17 protein-coding genes are annotated in these 19,513 nt (G+C 36.1%); 14 read left to right on the top strand and 3 right to left on the bottom strand.

Going from position 1 to position 19,513, the window contains the following annotated elements:
• From NMK93_RS18130 to NMK93_RS18075, 12 genes are all read left to right on the top strand, one after another.
• Window positions 1–1,080, top strand: a complete 1,080-nt coding sequence (locus NMK93_RS18130; RefSeq protein ID WP_254528749.1) for a glycosyltransferase — start codon at window positions 1–3, stop codon at window positions 1,078–1,080.
• An 8-nt stretch (window positions 1,081–1,088) separates the two neighbouring features.
• A complete protein-coding gene (locus tag NMK93_RS18125; RefSeq protein ID WP_254528751.1) occupies window positions 1,089–2,390 on the top strand; it encodes a glycosyl hydrolase family 28-related protein in 1,302 nt (433 codons plus the stop codon).
• 2 nt (window positions 2,391–2,392) lie between these two features.
• Window positions 2,393–3,556, top strand: coding sequence for a glycosyltransferase family 4 protein (locus NMK93_RS18120; RefSeq protein WP_254528753.1), 1,164 nt, complete (start codon window positions 2,393–2,395; stop codon window positions 3,554–3,556).
• The gene (locus tag NMK93_RS18115; RefSeq protein WP_302328335.1) at window positions 3,546–4,160 is read left to right on the top strand and encodes a sugar transferase; all 615 of its coding nucleotides are present in this window, start codon (window positions 3,546–3,548) and stop codon (window positions 4,158–4,160) included. Before NMK93_RS18120 ends, NMK93_RS18115 begins: the two co-directional genes overlap by 11 nt.
• Window positions 4,153–4,749, top strand: coding sequence for an acetyltransferase (locus tag NMK93_RS18110; protein WP_254528755.1), 597 nt, complete (start codon window positions 4,153–4,155; stop codon window positions 4,747–4,749). Before NMK93_RS18115 ends, NMK93_RS18110 begins: the two co-directional genes overlap by 8 nt.
• A gap of 28 nt (window positions 4,750–4,777) precedes the next feature.
• Window positions 4,778–5,914, top strand: a complete 1,137-nt coding sequence (locus NMK93_RS18105) for a DegT/DnrJ/EryC1/StrS aminotransferase family protein (RefSeq protein WP_254528757.1) — start codon at window positions 4,778–4,780, stop codon at window positions 5,912–5,914.
• Between the two features lie 130 nt (window positions 5,915–6,044).
• Window positions 6,045–6,803, top strand: a complete 759-nt coding sequence (locus NMK93_RS18100; RefSeq protein WP_254528760.1) for a polysaccharide biosynthesis/export family protein — start codon at window positions 6,045–6,047, stop codon at window positions 6,801–6,803.
• Window positions 6,804–6,821: 18 nt separating this feature from the next.
• Window positions 6,822–9,212: a polysaccharide biosynthesis tyrosine autokinase gene (locus tag NMK93_RS18095; RefSeq protein ID WP_254528762.1), complete on the top strand. Its 2,391-nt coding sequence runs from the start codon at window positions 6,822–6,824 to the stop codon at window positions 9,210–9,212.
• A gap of 400 nt (window positions 9,213–9,612) precedes the next feature.
• Entirely contained in the window at window positions 9,613–11,472 is a 1,860-nt protein-coding gene (locus NMK93_RS18090) for a nucleoside-diphosphate sugar epimerase/dehydratase (RefSeq protein WP_254528764.1), read from the top strand.
• 129 nt (window positions 11,473–11,601) lie between these two features.
• Window positions 11,602–13,584, top strand: a complete 1,983-nt coding sequence (gene dnaG, locus NMK93_RS18085; protein WP_254528766.1) for a DNA primase — start codon at window positions 11,602–11,604, stop codon at window positions 13,582–13,584.
• Between the two features lie 5 nt (window positions 13,585–13,589).
• Complete coding sequence (locus NMK93_RS18080; RefSeq protein ID WP_254528768.1) at window positions 13,590–13,934, top strand: YraN family protein; 345 nt, start codon at window positions 13,590–13,592, stop codon at window positions 13,932–13,934.
• 1 nt (window position 13,935) lies between these two features.
• A complete protein-coding gene (locus NMK93_RS18075) occupies window positions 13,936–14,988 on the top strand; it encodes a glutaminyl-peptide cyclotransferase (RefSeq protein WP_254528770.1) in 1,053 nt (350 codons plus the stop codon).
• On the opposite strand, the gene NMK93_RS18070 is transcribed toward NMK93_RS18075, so the two are convergent.
• Together NMK93_RS18070 and def are read right to left on the bottom strand one after the other, a co-directional pair.
• Complete coding sequence (locus NMK93_RS18070) at window positions 14,985–15,620, bottom strand: response regulator transcription factor (RefSeq protein WP_254528772.1); 636 nt, start codon at window positions 15,618–15,620, stop codon at window positions 14,985–14,987. The genes NMK93_RS18075 and NMK93_RS18070 overlap by 4 nt on opposite strands.
• A gap of 111 nt (window positions 15,621–15,731) precedes the next feature.
• Window positions 15,732–16,952 (bottom strand): peptide deformylase, encoded by a 1,221-nt coding sequence (gene def, locus NMK93_RS18065; RefSeq protein ID WP_254528774.1) that lies wholly within the window; start codon window positions 16,950–16,952, stop codon window positions 15,732–15,734.
• A 97-nt stretch (window positions 16,953–17,049) separates the two neighbouring features.
• On the opposite strand from def, the gene ruvX reads away from it, so the two are divergent.
• On the top strand, window positions 17,050–17,463 hold the full coding sequence (gene ruvX, locus NMK93_RS18060; protein ID WP_254528776.1) for a Holliday junction resolvase RuvX: 414 nt from the start codon (window positions 17,050–17,052) through the stop codon (window positions 17,461–17,463).
• A gap of 1 nt (window position 17,464) precedes the next feature.
• Window positions 17,465–17,899, top strand: a complete 435-nt coding sequence (gene ybeY / locus NMK93_RS18055; protein ID WP_254528778.1) for an rRNA maturation RNase YbeY — start codon at window positions 17,465–17,467, stop codon at window positions 17,897–17,899.
• A gap of 623 nt (window positions 17,900–18,522) precedes the next feature.
• Here ybeY and NMK93_RS18050 read toward each other — a convergent pair.
• Window positions 18,523–19,425, bottom strand: a complete 903-nt coding sequence (locus NMK93_RS18050; RefSeq protein WP_254528780.1) for an AraC family transcriptional regulator — start codon at window positions 19,423–19,425, stop codon at window positions 18,523–18,525.
• Window positions 19,426–19,513 lie beyond the last annotated feature (88 nt).

The raw sequence follows: 19,513 nt of genomic DNA, 5'->3' as shown, positions 1-19,513 counted from the left end.
ATGAAGGTTTTACATGTAATTAATAGCCTCGCAACAGGGGGGGCTGAAAAATTATTAATAGATACAATCCCCTTGCTGAATAATCATGAAGATATTAAGGCAGAGGTTATTTTATTAAATGGGTTTAATTATCCTTTTCACGAAAAACTAAAGGAGTCAAATGCCAAGATTCATTGCTTAAATTACCATAATTTATATAATCCTTTGGTTATTTTTGACTTAATAAAGATTATTAGAAACTTTGATATAATTCATGTTCATTTATTTCCGTCACAATATTGGGTTGTTTTTGCAAAACTGTTCTCTAGGTCAAAAGCGAAATTGGTGTTTACTGAGCATAGTACCTATAATAGAAGGATAAATAATCCAATTTTATCTAAAATTGATAAATTTATCTACAAACAATATTCCGCAATAATTTGTATCACGAATGAGGTTCGCAATATGTTGATACATAATTATAATATTCCCGAGAAAAAACTTTTTATAATTAATAATGGCATTAACATTGATGAATTATCTAAATCAATGGAATTAAATAAACAGTCATATGGGTTTAATAATTCTGATAAGTTATTAGGAATGGTTGCCGGTTTTCGAGATGAAAAAGATCATAATACAGTTATTGAGGCTTTGTATCATTTACCTGATTATTATAAGCTTTTATTAATTGGAGACGGTAAAAACAAACTTTTGATTGAGAATTTAGTGATTGAATTAGGTTTAACTGATCGTGTTAAATTTTTAGGAATAAGAACTGATGTTGGCTCAATTTTAAAGAGTTTAGATATTGCAATCTTAAGTTCAAGGCATGAGGGGTTTGGGATATCAGCAGTGGAATCAATGGCATTAGGTATTCCAACAATCGGAACGAATGTTCCTGGGTTATCAAATGTATTAAATAAAGGGGGGTTATTATTTGAATACAAAGACATTAATGGACTGGTTGATAAAATTTTATCATTAGAGGATAGAAATTTGTACAATAATGTAAGCTTAATGGGAATTGACAAATCAAAGCTTTATGATATTAATACTAAAGTTTTGGAATTAATAAAAATATATAAATCTCTGGTATAATGAATATCATGAAAATTACTATTTCAGTTGTTTTATTATTGATTACTTTTCAAAGTTGTATAGGGAAAACTTTGAATGTTAAAGATTTTGGTGCAGTAGGTAATGGAAAAGTGGACGATACACAGGCCATTTTAAATTGTTTTAAGCAAGTAAAATCTGATGGAATAAATGAAGTTGTATTTCCTGCTGGAAATTATTTAATATCAAAACCAATCGATGTTTTTCTTTCAAGTGGAAGTTTAATAATTACCGGAGAATCTAAATCTTTGACGAAGATAAAAAACATTAATCAAGGTTCCGTAATAACAATTAGAGGCTTTTACAGCTTGCCCTCTATGGGGGAATTTAAAATGTCTGATTTAACCTTGGCTGGTGAATTTCCGATTTATTCAAGCTCGAATAGATTTATCAATAAACCGAAATTCTATTATGGGGTAATGGTTTCTGATTTGAAATCAGTTACAATTACAAATATTAAGGTTGAAGGTATATATGGGGAGGGAATTTCAATTTTTACGACGAAGAGCGTTGGTTCAGAACTTTCTTCACGCTTTCAATCAGTTAATATAAGTAATAATGAAATTCTGAATTGTTGGGGTTATGATCCGAAGACTGATAGTTACGGCGATGGAATTTATATTGCTAATGCTTCAAAAGGAACAATAAAGGGGAATAAAGTTTTAAATGATTTTTCTAAAACTAAGCAATTTGGTAGAAGTGGTATTGTAGTGGAATATTATTGTTCAAATATTAGTTTATTAAATAATAGGATTTTTGGATATGATAGAGGGATACATTTTGAGGGAGATTTTGGTGGTCACTTAATTGAAGGTAACAATATCGGAGGAAGTGATTTAGGACTGGTTTTTTATAATGTAAATAAGAATGGGAATAAGCCAGTAGTTGTAAAAAATAATATTATTTCAAATAATGGATTAAAAAAAGGTTTGGCCCTAAAAAGGACAAGAGGTATTGATGATGGATCAGGTCGGTCATTAATGAATTTTTATGCCCCCAATGGACAAAGATCTGGAAGTATAATTGAAAACAATCAATTTATTGTCGATGGCAATTATGATTTTAATTCTAACTCTATCATGAATATTTATTCAAATGGTGTAAAATTCAATAATAATGTTTTTACCGTAAAAAATTCTACAAAACATATTGTAGTTAATTATAATTCATCTGTAAATGTTTCAAATGAAAATTATAATGGGGTTAAAACTATTAATTTAAAAAAATCAAATAGTAATTTGAATTTCAATAAAATAAATAAATTGAATTCTGCTTTAGTGAAATACAATTAGCGATGATTAAGATAATTCGAACATCTACAGTTCCTGAATCTTTATATTTACTATTAAAAGGTCAATTAAAATATCTTTCTTCCTATTTTGATGTTGTTGCAATATCTTCTGATGGTGAACTTTTAGCAAAAACCTCTTTACGTGAAGAGGTAAAAGTGGTTCCAGTTGAAATGTCAAGAGGTATTAATATTTTTAAGGATGTTATTTCGTTAATTCAATTATATTATAGATTTAGAAAAGAAAAACCAATTATAGTTCATTCCATTACACCCAAAGCGGGGTTGTTATCTATGTTAGCTGCTAAAATGGCAGGTGTCCCCATTCGTGTTCATACCTTTACTGGATTAGTTTTTCCTTCAAAAAAAGGGATATTAAAATTGATTTTGATTTATATGGATAAACTACTTTGTTGGGCCGCGACTAATGTCTATCCAGAAGGAAATGGTGTAAAAGAGGATTTAGTGAAATACTTAATAACATTAAAACCACTAAGGGTTTTAGGAAATGGGAATGTTAATGGTATAAATTTAGATTTTTTCAATCCCTCTTTGTTTTCAAATCTAGATAATGCTAATTTGAGAAAAAGTTTGTTGATAGATGACGATGATTTCGTGTTTGTCTTTGTTGGACGACTTGTTAGTGATAAAGGCGTGAATGAATTAGTTCAGGCATTTTCTGAATTGAATTTGTTTAAAACAAAACTGTTATTAGTTGGCAAGGAAGAAGAGAAACTAGACCCCCTTCATGCGGAAACAAAAATAGTCATTGATAATAATCCCAATATTATTAAGCTAGGTTTTCAAAATGATGTTAGACCATATTATGCAATTTCAAATGTATTGGTTTTCCCAAGTTATAGAGAAGGGTTTCCTAACGTAGTGATTCAAGCAGGTGCAATGGGTTTACCTAGTATTGTTACAGATATTAATGGAAATAATGAAATTATTAAACATCGCGAAAATGGGATAATAATTCCTGTAAAGGATAAAGGTGAAGTATTGAAAAGTATGAAATTAATTATGGAGGATAAAGTTCTATGTCAATATTTAACTTTAAATGCTAGAAAGTTAGTTTCAGAAAGATATGAGCAAAATTATGTTTGGGATTGTTTATTAAAAGAATATAAGGAATTATTAAAAATAAATGGTTTTAACAATGATTTATAAGAATTTTGGAAAACGGAGTTTGGATTTTACTCTTTCTCTTATTGGTTTTATTATTCTATTTCCAATATTTATTACAATTTTAATCTGCTTGTTTTTTGTAAATTCTGGCAAACCATTTTTTTTGCAATCTAGGCCTGGATTGAATGGTAAAATATTCAAAATCATCAAGTTTAAGACAATGACTGATCGCAAAGATGAAGAAGGGAATCTTCTACCTGATGCACTTCGCCTAACTTCTATAGGATCCTTCGTCAGGAAAACGTCAATAGATGAAATACCCCAATTAATTAATGTTATTAAAGGAGACATGTCCTTGATTGGTCCTCGACCATTATTAATTCAATATCTTGAGCTTTATGATGATTTTCAGAAACGTAGACATGAAGTACGTCCTGGTATTACTGGGTGGGCTCAAGTGAACGGAAGAAATGCATTATCTTGGAAACAGAAGTTTAATTTTGATGTGTGGTATATAGATAATTTATCATTTGCGCTAGATGTAAAAATTTTTTTTCTGACAATAAAGAAAGTTTTTGTTAGAGAAGGCATTTCTGCCGATGGACAAGCAACTGTCGAGATGTTTAAAGGAAATGACTATGAATAAAATTTCAATAATTGGTGCTAGTGGACATGCTAAAGTAATAATTGATATTATTGAGGAAAATGGGGGAGTTGTAGGTGAGGTTTATGATCAAGATGTTCTGAAAAAAGAAATTCTTGGAAAAAAAATAAGTCATAACCTTAATGTTCTTCCAAAGGAATCAGTAATTGCTATAGGGGATAATTTTATTAGAAAAAAAATAGCCTCCTCAAATTTCTTTGATTTACAAGCTCTGATTCATCCTAAAAGCTCTATATCAAAATATTCTGAAATTGGCACAGGGACAGTAGTTATGTCTGGAGTCTCTGTTAACGCTGGTACGAGTGTAGGAAATTTTTGTATTTTAAATACTAATTGCTCAATTGATCATGATTGTAAAATTTCAGATTTTGTACATATTTCTCCTAATGTTGCATTAGCTGGGAATGTTGAAATCGGAGAATGTACACATGTAGGAATTGGAGCTTCAATAATACAAGGAATTAAAATTGGGCGGAATTGTATAATTGGAGCAGGAGCCGTAATAATTAGAGATGTCCAAGATGGGATGACTATTATTGGTAATCCGGGAAGAGAAATAAGAAAAAATTAATGATATATTTTTTATAGTTAATAAGATTATGGTTGATAAAATATGGCTTTCTTCGCCTCATATGGGTGGAAATGAGTTAAAGTATATTCATCAAGCTTTTGATGAAAATTGGGTGGCGCCTTTAGGTCCAAACGTGAATGAATTTGAGAAAAGCTTAGAGCAATTTTTAGATGCTGATGTTCGTGTTGCTGCACTATCTGCTGGTACAGCTGCTCTTCATTTAGCATTAATCGAATGTGGAGTTGGTTATGGTGACGAAGTTATATGTCAATCTATGACTTTTTCGGCTTCAGCGAATCCAATCGCCTATCAAGGAGCCATACCTGTATTTGTGGATTCTGAACCAGACACTTGGAATATTTGTCCAAAGGCACTTGAGGAAGCGATTGTTGATCGAATCTCTAAAGGTAAGAAACCTAAGGCTATTGTAGCTGTACATTTATATGGGATGCCATTTAAAGTTGATGAAGTTATGGCAGTTGCCAACAAATATGATATTCCTGTTATAGAAGATGCTGCTGAAGCTTTAGGCTCAACATATAAAGGTAAAGCTTGTGGTTCATTTGGTCGTTTTGGTGTGTTGAGTTTTAATGGAAATAAGATTATTACCACATCGGGAGGAGGGGCATTAGTTTGTCATTCTGATGAAGATAAAAATAAAGCAGTATTTTTAGCAACGCAGGCAAGGGATAATGCGCCACATTATCAGCATTCGCACATTGGATATAACTATAGGATGTCAAATATCTGTGCAGGTATTGGCCGAGGACAAATGGAAGTTTTGCGAAAAAGGATTGATGCAAGAAGGGCGATGTCAGCATTCTATGTAGAAATATTTAATAATATTGATGGCGTTGAGGTTTTTGTAGAAACCAATTCAGATTATTTTTCAAATCATTGGTTGTCGGCTATTTTAATTGATGCAGGTGTTGCTGGGATTACAAGAGAAGATTTGAGGTTAGGTCTGTTAGAATTTAATGTAGAATCTCGCCCTTTGTGGAAACCTATGCACTTACAACCTGTTTTTTCAAAATCGCCTTATTATGGAGGAAAAGTAAGTGAAAAATTGTTTAATAATGGGCTATGTTTACCATCAGGTTCAAATTTACAGGACTCTGAACGTGAATATATTAAAGAAAATATTTTACGAATTTTTAAAAAGTAAAATACACTAGCAATTGTAGGTTTTATAGTATATAAAAATAATTTAATGTTATTGAATGTAAAATCCTACATTTGTGGTTTGAAAGTTGATTGTGGTTCAATTTTTGCCTATTTATAGAAATTTTAAAAATATGAGAATACTTTTAAGTTTAGTGATTATGCTTAGCTTGCTCAGCTCCTGTGCATCTAAAAAAGATTTGATTTATTTTCAATCAGATTCTACTGCATTAAATACTTCTTATGAATTAAATGCACCTAAATTACAGCCAGGGGATATTTTGGCAATTTCTATAACTTCAGATGATGTGAGGGCAACTATTCCTTTTAATCAAGTTTCACCATATAATAACTCAGGAACAACTCAAGATACTAATCCATTTACTCCAACTTATGCAGTTGATGTGAATGGTGAAATTGATTTTCCTAAATTAGGTAAAATTAAACTTGCTGGAAGGACTAGGACAGAAGCAATAGAATATATAAGGAAAGAAGTTGAGCGATTTATCATTAATCCTGGTGTAAGTGTTGATATAAGAAATTTCAAAGTTACAGTGTTAGGTGAAGTGAAATCTCCAGGTTCCTATCCTATAAAAAATGATCGGATTACAATTCTAGAAGCATTAGGAATGGCTGGTGATTTAACAATCAATGGGGTTAGAAAGAATGTTTTAGTAATAAGAGAACAGAATGGTCAAAAATCAGAATACAGGGTTGATTTAACAAAAAGAGAGGCTCTAAATTCACCAGTTTATTATTTGGCGCAAAATGATGTTGTGTATGTTGAACCTAACGGTGCGAAAATTCAATCTTCAAAATATACTCAAAACACCTCAATTTTTGTGTCAATAGCAAGTTTAATTATTACAATTGTTGCAGTTGTAGTTCGTTAATTTAACAAATATTCATACATGAGTAATTTGCAAAATCCACGTTCCCAAACCACAAAGGAACAAGAAATTAATCTTAAACAATTATTTGAGCAATATGCTTATTATTGGAAGTGGTTTCTTGTTTCAATTTTAGTGTTTTTAATAGGAGCTTTTGTATATTTTAGGTATGCTGATAAGATTTATAATATTACTGCAAAAATACTTCTTCAAGACGAGAATAAAGCTTCTGGTGAATTATCTGGATTAACTGAACTTACTAATTTTGCTAGTGGGAGTCCAGCTTCTGCATTTGTTTTAGATCAGATTGATGTAATGAAATCTAGAAGAATTTTCAGAAAGGTTGTTGAGAATGATAGATTGAATGTTACCTATTTTGCAAAAGGCAATGTAAAAACCTCTGAACTTTTAGAGTCCGAATCACCGCTTAGATTAGTGATATTAGAATCAAAGAACCCAAGATTGGATTCTAATGAATATTCTATGACTGTTCAAAGAAAAGGTGATAAAATTTTTATCGAAGATGAGCATTTTGGCACGAGAGAATATTCAGTCGGGCAAAAAGTTAATAGTCCAATTGGACCAATTATGCTTTTACCTCAAGGGAAAAAGTCAATTTCTTCTGAGATTGTTATTTCATATATTCCCGTAGATCAATTTGTGGATGGCTTATTAAAAGCAATAGCGATTACTCCTAATAAGGAAAAGCAATCTTATGTTGTCAATTTTTCAATTAATTCTGGAAATATCTCAAAAGGAGAAAAGTTGATTAACTCCTTGATAGATCAATATAATAAGGATGTTACAGATGATAAAACAAAAGTTAGTAAGGCGACTACACAATTTATCGATACAAGATTAGATTTAATTTCAAAAAATTTAGCAAGTGCAGATTCGAAAGTCGCAGATTATAAGGACAGAAATAATTTAATCGATATGAGTTCGGAGGTGCAGTTGTATATGCAAAATGCATCTGAAAACGATCGGAAACTTGTTGAATACCAAACGCAACTTCGTCTAGCGGAAATGATGGGGTCAGCTGTAAACTCAAATACGGGCAATTTATTGCCGTCAAATATTGGATTAGAGGATCAATCTATCCAAGCCACTGTTAAGAGTTATAATGATTTAGTTTTGGAAAGGGATGAATTACTAAAGTCAGCGACACCTAATAACCCAGTTGTTCAAAATTTGAATAAAAATATTGAAGATCTTAATAACAATTTAAGAGTTTCAGTAAGAAATTATCAGCAAGGGCTCCAGAGTAATGTTAACTCTCTGCAATCTCAAAAAAATAAATTTGAAGGCAAATTAAATCAATTGCCAAATCAAGAAAGAGGTTTTAAAGATATTTCAAGAGAACAACAAATTGTTGAATCTTTGTATTTGTTTCTATTGCAAAAAAGGGAAGAGACTGAGATTCAGGCAGCTGCAACTCCGGCAATTCTTAAAGTTATTGATGAAGCATATGGATCAAAGATTCCAGTTTCCCCAAAAAAAGTATTGGTTTTGCTTGGGGCGTTAATTGCTGGTTTTTTAATCCCTTTTGGAATTCTTTATCTTAAATTCTTAATGGACAATAAAGTTCATTCACGCAAGGACATAGAAGAGAAATTCAATGCTCCAATTTTAGGTGAAATTCCAAGTTCTGATGATCCAGTGGTTAAAGATAATGACCGTTCATCGTTAGCAGAGGCATTCCGTATTTTAAGGACCAATATTTCCTTTATGCTTGGTGCTAAAAAAGATTCTGCAGTGATCTTTGTTACCTCTACAACATCTGGAGAAGGTAAATCTTTCGTCTCAACGAATCTATCTAGGATCTTGGCGATGTCTGGTAAAAGGGTTTTATTAATTGGTGCAGATATTCGATCGCCTAAAGTACTTGATTATTTGGGCTTGGCTCATTTGCAACATACAAATATTGGTATTACTCAATATTTAATTAATCCTGATATGCCAGTTGAAAATATCATTATCCGTAAGCCAGCGCCTTATGACTTTGATATTATTTATTCAGGTTATATTGCTCCAAATCCAGCTGAGCTATTAATGAATGGCCATATCAAGGAGGTAATTGACTATGGACGTGAGCATTATGATTATGTTATTGTGGATACAGCTCCAGTAAGTTTAGTAACAGATACCCTATTGATTTCTGAGTTCGCTGACTTGACCATGTATGTAACTCGAGCGAATTACTTAGACAAGCGCTTGTTGAATGTTCCTAAAGAACTATACGAACAAGGAAAGCTTCGCAATATGGCAGTTGTATTGAATGACGTTGATTTTGCTAGAGGATATGGCTATGGCTATGGTTATGGCTACGGTTATGGCTATGTGGATGCCAGCTCGGTTTCACTGCGCGCAAAAATGAAAAAGCAATTCAAAAAACTGTTTAAGAAAAAATAAAGCAATATTTATAAGGAGCATTTTAAAATGCTCCTTTTTTATTTTATAGTATTTTCTAACCTATTTAGTTCCCAATACCCAAACCTTTGAATGCATTAATTTAGTTTTATCAATTGATATTCATTTCATTAATTCTTACTTTTGAGGTATAAATTATAAACTCAAGCAAAAAAGAATAACTGTAATTTACCAATACCAACCTTTTTCGAAACAGTCGGTAATTTATAGTAACATTATGGCACCAACTTTGTTAATATTTGCTTGACGCACGAACCCGGACCTGTCCCTTTTTGGTTTGGATTTATATTTTAGAATATAATATTAATAGTTAATGGATATAGTTGGCCTGAGGAGATACTTCAAAAAAGACAGCCCAAGATGGGTTATCTTGCTTATAGATATGCTAATAGTGATTTTTTGCTATTACCTGTCGAATTTTGTGATCAATAGCTTTAAAGGGCGGTTTGCTGTAGAGATGATGGTTAAGAAATCCATTTTTGTGGCAGTAGTTTATTACATCTCATTCCTGTATTTTAAAACCTACAGAGGCATCGTTCGGCAGACTGGTTTCCGTGATGCTTGGGGTATTTTCAAGGCAGTTTTTGCAGCCTGGGCTATATTGATGGTAATATCCACCATTGTTCGCATGAACTTTGATCAAACGACTGTCATCAGCCAGTTCTTTAGGCCTTCCTATGCCGTACTATTTACCCATGCTTTCTTTACAACGGTTTGTTTGGTGGCTGCCAGGGTGTTTTACAGAACTATCTATGAAAACTTCTTTTTCGGAGGTCGTGAAGTTGAAAATGTTTTGATTTTTGGAGCGGGGAATATGGGAACCACTACCCTGAACCTTCTGAGAAATGATACCCGGAAAAAAGTTAAGGTCGTGGCTTTTGCTGATGATAATCCGAATAGGATTGGCAAGCTTATCAATGGCTATAAGATTATCAATATGGACCGGTTGACCAAGGAATTTGTTGAGAAGCTTAAAATTGATAGTATCATTATTGCACTTGATGACAATAATAAGGATCGCTTATCGAAGATTTCTTCTCAAATAGAGCCATTGCCAGTCAAGCTAAAGATTATGCCGACTTCCGCGAAGTTGATGAGCGGTAAAGTCGCGACCAGGCAGTTGAGAACCTTGAAGATTGACGATCTATTAGGTCGTGAGGCCATTAAACTAGAGAATCCTGTTATCCATGAAATGATGCGTGATAAGGTCATCTTAGTAACGGGAGGTGCTGGTTCGATTGGTTCTGAATTGGTTAGACAGATCAGTTTTACTGATTTTGATAAATTGATTGTGGTAGATCAGGCTGAGTCTGCATTGTACGACATTCAACAGGAGCTTAAGGCAAATTGCCTTAAGGATACCATTTTTATGGTGGGCAATGTACGGGATAGACAATTTATGGATTCTGTCTTCGAACATTACAGGCCGCATATTGTCTTTCATGCGGCAGCCTATAAACATGTTCCATTGATGGAGCAAAACCCATATGAGTCAATCTTAACGAATGTATGGGGTTCTAAGAACTTAGCAGACATGGCCGATAAGTATGGCGTCGAGAAGTTTGTCATGGTTTCAACCGACAAGGCTGTAAACCCTACGAATGTGATGGGAGCTACGAAAAGAGCGGCAGAAATCTATGTTTCTGCATTGAACAAAAACAGTAGGACCAACTTTATCGTCACCCGTTTCGGGAATGTGCTTGGTTCTAATGGTTCGGTTATTCCATTGTTTGAAAAACAACTGAAACGTGGCGGACCATTAACAGTTACCCATCAAGATATCACCCGTTATTTCATGACGATTCCTGAAGCCTGTCAATTGGTTCAAGAGGCAGCAGTAATGGGACAAGGTGGTGAGATTTACGTCTTTGATATGGGTAAGCCAGTGAAGATCATGGATCTTGCGATTCGTATGATACGCTTGAAGGGTTATAATTACCCCGATGATATTGGAATCGAAGTGACCGGATTAAGACCTGGTGAGAAGATTTATGAGGAGCTATTGGCTGATAATGAAAATACAACCAAGACTCACCATGAAAAAATCATGATCGCAAGGGTAAGGACCGAGGAATTGGATATGAATAAGAAAAGGATCGAACATCTTTGTTCTCAGGTAGCTGCCCAGGGAGCTAACCATAATCCAATGGTCCTTGTGGAATTGATCAAGGAAATTGTACCGGAATATATTTCTAAGAACTCGGTTTTCGAGCAGTTGGATAAACATGAGGTCCTGAAATAAGGAGCCTAATACATATTGCCAAGAGAGAAAGGACTAGAGTTTTTTCTCTCTTTTTATTTGAGTTTACCTCTGCCAACTCTTTATTCTTTTGTTAATTCTCTAAATCTAATATTATTATCTTTGTTAATCATGATCAAGAAGGAAACCATAGAGAAAGTCATCGATGCAGCTCGGATTGAGGAGGTGGTTGGTGATTTTGTCGATCTCAAAAAGAGAGGGACATCCCTAATCGGGAACTGTCCATTCCACAATGAGAAAACGCCTTCCTTCCATGTGTCGGTATCGAAAGGGATCTATAAGTGTTTCGGCTGTGGGGCAGGCGGAGATTCCCTCAAGTTTGTGATGGAGCATGAGAAGTATGCCTATCCCGAAGCCATTCGCTATTTGGCCAACAAATACAATATTCCAATCGAGGAAGTTGAGCGCAGTCCTGCTCAGCTTGCAGCACAAGATAAAAGAGAGAGTCTGTACGTCCTGAGCCAATGGGCTGGGAAATATTTCAAAACCCAACTTTGGGAAACGGACTTGGGCAAGAGCATTGGCCTGAGCTATTTTCGCGAACGCGGATATCGGGATGAGACCATTCAAAAGTTCGAACTAGGATACTCTCCTGAAGCCTGGACAAGTTTGGTGGATGCCGCATTAACAGAAGGATTTAGTAAGGAATACCTTGCAGAGGTAGGTCTAGCCGTTGAGCGGGATGATAAGTCTCTATACGATCGCTTCCGTGGGCGGGTAATTTTCCCTATCCACAACCTCACTGGGCGTGTCATTGGTTTTGGGGGAAGGACCCTAAAGACGGACAAGAACGTCCCTAAGTATGTAAACTCTCCGGAGTCCGAAATCTACCATAAATCCAATGTCCTTTACGGATTGCATTTAGCAAAGAAAGCGATCTCCGAGCAGGATGTGTGTTACTTGGTTGAAGGTTATGCAGACGTGCTTTCCTGTCATCAGGCAGGCGTAGAGAACGTCGTTTCCTCATCCGGAACCTCCCTGACAACAGGACAGATCAAGCTTATATCGAGGTACAGCAAAAATGTCGTTATTCTGTATGACGGTGATGAAGCAGGGATCAAGGCCTCATTGCGGGGAACAGATATGTTATTGGAAGAGGGCTTGAACGTCAAGGTCCTGCTATTTCCTGATGGGAATGACCCAGACTCCTACGTTCAGAAATATGGAGCATCCGCTTTCAAGGAGCATATCAATAAGCATCAGGAAGATTTTGTTTTCTATAAAACCAACATCTTATTACGAGACGCCAAGGAAGACCCCATCAAGCGAGCGGAAGTGATACGAGAGGTCGTAAACAGTATTGCCCTCATCCCTGATGAGATCAAGGTTTCTGTGTACCTCCGCCAATGTAGTGGTTTGTTGGATATCGAAGAGCGGGTTCTCCTTACCGAATTAAATAAGATCCGGATGGATAAGGCTAAGGCAAGGGATAGAAAGGCAGCAAGTGCCAGTCCTGAACCTAGTCCAGATTACCCAGCGGATGATTTTATTCCAGCAGAAATGCTGGCTGCGATGGCTGCAGAGGGAATAACTGTTCCTGAGCCTACGGTACAGCAGATAACTTCCGAAATCCTGATGGAAAGGGAACTTGTTCGCGTACTGTTAAACTATGGGCGTGAGTTGGTCGTTTGGGAAGGGGATGGCGATATTCCAGTTGCTCCGTATCTATTGGCAAGCATGGACGATGTCAGTTTTGAAGACAAGGCCAGCATCAAGATTATCGACGAGTTTAAAAAGCAGGCTGAAAACTTTGAAGTACCGGAAGCTAAATTCTTCTTCTCCCATGAAGATGAGGAAGTATCCAGGTTAGCGGTGGACAGCATTGCCACAAAATATGAAATCAGTCCCAACTGGAATGATGACAAGCGTAAGATCTTTGTGCCCGAGGAGAAAGATCAGTTGAAAGATCTGGTCAACCAATTGATCTATAGGGTGAAGAAGAATAAGATCGAACAGGAAATGCATAGAATCAGGGAAGAGCTTAAAAACTGTAAGGACCCTGATGATATGTTGCTCTTGATCGCCAAATATCAGAAGCTGAAAGAAGGCGAGAAGCTGTTGGGTGATTTTCTTGGAAATACAATCGTAAAATAACAAAAATGGACCGCAAGACCACTGGAACAAAAGGTGAAGAAATGGCGGTTTTATTTTTAAAAAAGATTGGTTTTCAAATTATTGAATTAAATTGGCGACATAAAAATCTAGAGGTAGATATTATCGCCCATGATAATGACGTTTTGGTATTTGTGGAAGTGAAAGTAAGGTCTTCTTCGGCGTTTGGAACCGAAAGGGATATGATCAATTCACAAAAACAAAATAGACTGAGTAGGGCCGCAGAAGCCTATATCATGCAAAAAGATCATCGTGGAGAAATCAGGTTCGATGTCATTACCTTTATAGACGGAAAATCAACATATATAAAAGACGCATTTTGGAATTATTAATATGAATAAGAAACTAAAGCTTAGCATTCAGGCACTAACTATCCTTTCCATTTCCTTGGTCATCGGTTGTAAAACCCAACAAAGCAAGGTTGAATTTATCAATCCAACCAATAACAGCAAGGTCCTGAAAGGGGAGAAGGTGCAAGTGAAGTTGAAATTTCCTGACGCAGCAGTAGACTCAGTGGTCTATTCGGTGGATGGTGATATTTTTGACCGTAAAACCGACACAACAGCGGTCGTGTTTGATACTGACGCCTATAGCTATGGAAATAAAAGATTGAGTGCAAAGGTGTATTCCCAAGGCAAAGAGGATATAGCATACAGCGAAGTCTTGGTCGTTCCGCCCGCTCCAAAGCAATACGCTTTTGAAGTAGTAAATACCTATCCGCACGATCAAGGAGCCTTTACCCAAGGGCTATTCTTCGAAAACGGAACTTTATATGAAACTACCGGTCAGTTAGGTGAATCTACCTTGCGGAAAGTGGAGTTAGCAACAGGCAAGGTCCTTCAGAAAGCAGACCTAGCGGCTGATGAATTTGGTGAAGGGATGACCGTAGTTGGAAATAACATGTACGTATTGACTTGGCAGAACAACAAGGGGCATGTATATGATAAAAATACATTCAAGCTATTGAAGTCCTTTGATTACCAGAACAGCAAAGAAGGCTGGGGCTTGACCAATGATGGCGAACAGTTCATCAAATCCGATGGATCCAACAATCTATATTTCTTAGATCAAGCAACATTAGCAGAAACAGGTTCCATTGCTGTTTTTGATGATAATGGTCCTGTAGAAAAGTTAAATGAATTGGAATTCATTGACGGCAAGATCTATGCAAACCTCTATTACGGCGATAAAGACGAAATGGTGATCATCGATCCTAAGACTGGAATCGTTGAGGGTAGGATCAACTTTGTTGGCTTATACAGCGATAACCGCGCTCCTTATGATAATGAGATGAACGGTATAGCCTATAAACCAGACAGCAAAACCTTATTGGTAACAGGAAAGCACTGGACTAAATTGTTCGAAGTCCGCTTAAAAGAGCGCTAGATCAATTTGTTCTCTGTCGTTATTTTAATCAACGACATCATATTTTTTGTTTTGAACTTGCTCATCATCCTTTTCCTATGGGTTTCGATGGTGAGCGGGGACAAAAACAACTCCTCCGCAATCTGAACTGAAGTCTTCCCTAATGCGATCAGTTTCAGAATTTCAGTCTCTCTTTTCGTAAGCTTGGGTAATAGGGGCAGATCTGAACTTATCGGATTGGCAATGATCTCCTGTACAGCAGAGCTGAATACCATCTGTTTGTTCACCGCTTGATCCAGGCATTTTTCCAATTCCACGATATCGATGTTCTTGAGCAGGTAACCTGAAGCACCATTTTGCATGAGCTGAAGGATGACACTACGCTCTGTATGGTTGCTCAAGCCCAAGATGATCACATTCGGAGCGATTCGCTTGATCTCCAAGCAGAGGTCTATACCGTTAATATCTGGAAGTGAAATATCTAGCAGGACAATATCTACGGGGTCGGTTTCAAGGTATTGCAAAAGTTCAGAACCCTTGGTAAATGTGGCGGTCACCTCATAAGATTTTATGCGGTCCAATAGGCTGACCAACCCTTGAAGGATTAGCGAATGATCATCGACAATAGCAATGCTATAGGCTGATTTGTACATGGTCTTTAGGAAAGTGGTTCAATATTAATCCTAAAGATAACCAAGTTTTTAGCAAAAAAATGGTCAATTTGAAATATCCCTGTTTACGGGTACAGCGATTTTTCTCCGCTATTAAGGTCTGATACTACCTTTTTGAATGAAAAAATCTGGCTTATCATTCAAAGACTCAAATTCTATCTTGTTTGATTCTTCTATACGATCGGGGAATAAAATACCGTAAAGATGGTCTACCTCATGCTGGAATATTACAGCTGTAAAACCTTCTATCAACTCCTCCTTCACTTGTCCTTTACGATCAATATGCTGTAATTTGATGGCATAGCTGCGCTTCACGTCCTGTCTTAGATCAGGAATGGATAGACAGCCCTCTGCACCTTGGCGGGTAAGCTTTGAACGCCAGATGATCTTAGGGTTCAGATAAAACTCAAAAGGTTCGTCCTTTTTATCCAAGCGCTGAACCCAAATGACATTTTTGTTGATGCCAACCTGTGGCCCTGCGATCCCAACTCCAGGATGTTCAGGGTCCTTGACCGTAAGTAACATCCTTGCCGCTATTTTATCCAATAAAGGGTCATCAAATTTAATGTCCTCAGATGGTTTCTTCAGGACCGCCAACTCCTTTTCATCTGTAATCTGGTAAACATGCATCAAGCTGTTTTCATCAGCGGTATTGATCAAAGATTTTTCAAAATCATTAAAGTTCTTTGCCGTACTCTTATTCACGTTTCTTTCGTTTTTAGGTCCATTGTACTTTTTCTCCCCAGCTTCGATGGCTGCATTCAAAATATTATCCTTTGGAGGCTGTGGGCATCGGTATCCATTGCTGTAGGCACAGTAAGGATTATACGCCCTATTGAAATCGATCTTGATCTTTCCATCCTTAATATCTGAAATGCTCAGATCCAGATAACGACCGCCCTCATAGGAGGTTTCTCCAGTCGTGTTATCCATGAATGGAACAAAAAGATGGTTTTTATAGGTAGCATTCTGGAATAGTGCCACCCTTTGGTAAGCCGTAAGCTTATATTTCTTCCCATTCAATTCAAAATTCAAAAATCCATACCTCTTGTACTCATTGGAGGTACCATCATATGTGGGCATCCTGAAGGTTGGTTCATTGAAAAGCTGTTCTACTTCTGCCGTAACGACATAATCTTGTTTTGCAGGGTAGAAGGTCACATATTCTACCTGATCTTTTCGCAAGGGACCAAATTCATCCTTTACCATTTCCTGGATCTGTTTGTCCCTATAGGACTGAATTTCCTGTTCCAAAGATTGGGCCATTAGAATTACCGGAGCAAAGAAGCTGATGAAGTAGATGAGTGCTTTCATTTTTTGAATTAATATCTATCAAATGTATAGATATTTTGCGATTATTGAATAGGGCTATTCTAAAGTTTAATTGTAAATTTGTGAAAATTGCAGAGACATGAGAATAATGGCGTTTGATTATGGGACCAAGAGAATTGGAATTGCTGTTTCCGACAGTATGCAGATTATTGCAAGCCCATTGACCACCATACACCCAGAGGAAATCTGGAAATTCCTGTCCGACTACCTTGCCAAGGAACAAGTGGAAACCTTTGTCATTGGCAAGCCCAAGCAATTAGACGGGACTGCCTCTGAATCTGATCAGCATGTGGTCGGTTTTAGTAGGAAGCTCTGCAAAACATATCCCAATATTCCGATTGTAGAGGTCGATGAAAGGTTCACCTCAAAAATTGCCTCCCAAGCTATTGCACAATCAGGGATGAAAAAAAGCAAAAGACAGGATAAACAATTGATTGATAAAGTTTCGGCAGTATTGATTCTGCAGACTTATATGGATAGCAAATCTTTTTAATATGGCATTGAAGGACATTCAGTTTTTTTCTGAAGACATCGATTTTACACTCAAGGAAAAACAAAAGGTTAGGGAATGGATTGGCGCAACGATTAAAGCCGAAGGTTTTAAGCGCGTAGGAGAGTTGAGCTTTGTGTTATGCTCTGATGCCTATCTTTTGGAAATCAACAAACAATACCTAGACCATGATACCTTCACTGATATCGTGACCTTTGATTCCTCCGAGGATGAAGACGTAATCGCTGGAGATATTTTTATTTCCGTGGAAAGGACCACCGAAAATGCCAAAAAATTCAATGTCTCCGAACGCGATGAACTTCATCGTGTTATCATCCATGGCGTACTTCACCTATGCGGTTATTACGACAAGAAGAAGGAAGATAAAACCCTGATGACAGAAAAAGAGGATCACTACCTTTCAATTAGAGGTTTTTGATAATTGACCATATTATTTAGAGGGTCAACAATATTGATAAACCGAAGATTCATTTAGTCCATTGATTTCCTTTCAGTAAGTGTTATTCAGAATAATATGCATATAATCAACTGGTGATAGCTGGGAATGATTTTTTTAATTAGATATTGATAATTCTTAAACTTTCATTTGGAACCTTTAGGTCTCTTCTTCTAGACACCCAAGGAACTGAAGCCACAAACACCTGTCAAAAAAAGATTAGATTTAATGATTTTCAGAGCTCCAAAATACGGAGTTTAGTTTTATTGGAATTATCGATATTTTCCTTCAATCCCTCTATAGCGGTCTTAAAGAATTCCTATTTACTTCATGGGAATGACAATGTTCGGTTTTCCACTTGATTCTGATCATAGCTGTCTTACCTATACGATTTTGTTAATCGCAAGTCTGAAAATCCATCTTTTAAATAGGCATCAACAATCCTACGCCCAGCTGAAAAATGGGAGGTTGCACTTCCCATTTGAAATTGGTAGCTCATTGGTTTACAGGAAGTTGGATTGGGAGCGCTGATATGTTAATAAAGTATTTCCTCCACTAGCCATTGAAAATGAAATAGGAAGAGGACTGTTCCAAATTAATTTACTTTATGAATTTAATAGATCTGTAATGCCTTCATTCTGTAGTTCATTCTCTGCCATCTTACGGTAATTGGCACGATAGTTCTTTGGTTGGCAGTTTTTGAACTTCTTAAATTGCCTATAAAAATACGTAATGCTTTCGTAGCCTGATGCATAACAGACTTCACTCACGTGCTTATCCGTTTCTATCAATAATTTACAAGCTTGATTGATTTTGTATTCATTAAGAAATTCAAAAAAAGGCTTTTTCATAGTTTTGCTGAAAAATCTTGAAAAATACTCTTCGCTCATATTTATCTTTGAGGAGATGTCCGCGAGTGTTATTTGCTGTAGATAGTTTTTTTGGATATAGTCGTAAACAATGTTTATCCGTTTTTTTTCAAGTTCATTTATGTCACAGGTAAATTCTTGTTCACAAAGAAATTGGTAGTCTGCGTTTGTTGCAAGATCTTGGAGGATTTGAAGTAAAATGATGAGTTTTTCAAACTCGTTCGCCTTTAGGAGTTCAAGAAACTTAGGCTTTAATTTCTGGGTGGACTCCTTGTTGACCTTTATCCCCTTATTCATTTCTGTTAGAAGTTTCTTGATCGCCTCAAATTCTATACTGTGCATCCATGCCTTTTCCAAGAATTCCTCTTTTATAAAGACCACGATTGCGGTTACAGGCTGTTCTTCCTCCATTTGGTTAGTCCAATTGTGCGGTAGATTTGATCCGATCAGCACCAATTCCTCGCCGAAAAAATTTTCCATAAAATTCCCTACATATCGGATACCCTTCCCACTGACAATAAAGGCTAGTTCCAATTCAGAATGATAATGCCAGGGATAATAGAAATCCTTTTGGTTTTCTTGGAATTCAACTTTGAACAGTTTGGATTCAGAAGATATAGGTTTATAATGGGGCTTCATGTAATAAAGATAGCATATTTCTTCAATCCGTTCAAACAGACTTGTCGCTCAATTGGATTTAACAAAATGTTTTCAATTGTTTTTTCAA

The sequence above is a fragment of the Sphingobacterium sp. LZ7M1 genome (assembly GCF_024296865.1).
In the GTDB taxonomy this organism is placed as follows: domain Bacteria; phylum Bacteroidota; class Bacteroidia; order Sphingobacteriales; family Sphingobacteriaceae; genus Sphingobacterium.
The sequence above is the reverse complement of the archived record's forward strand: the minus strand, read 5'-3'. Positions and strand labels throughout refer to the sequence as shown.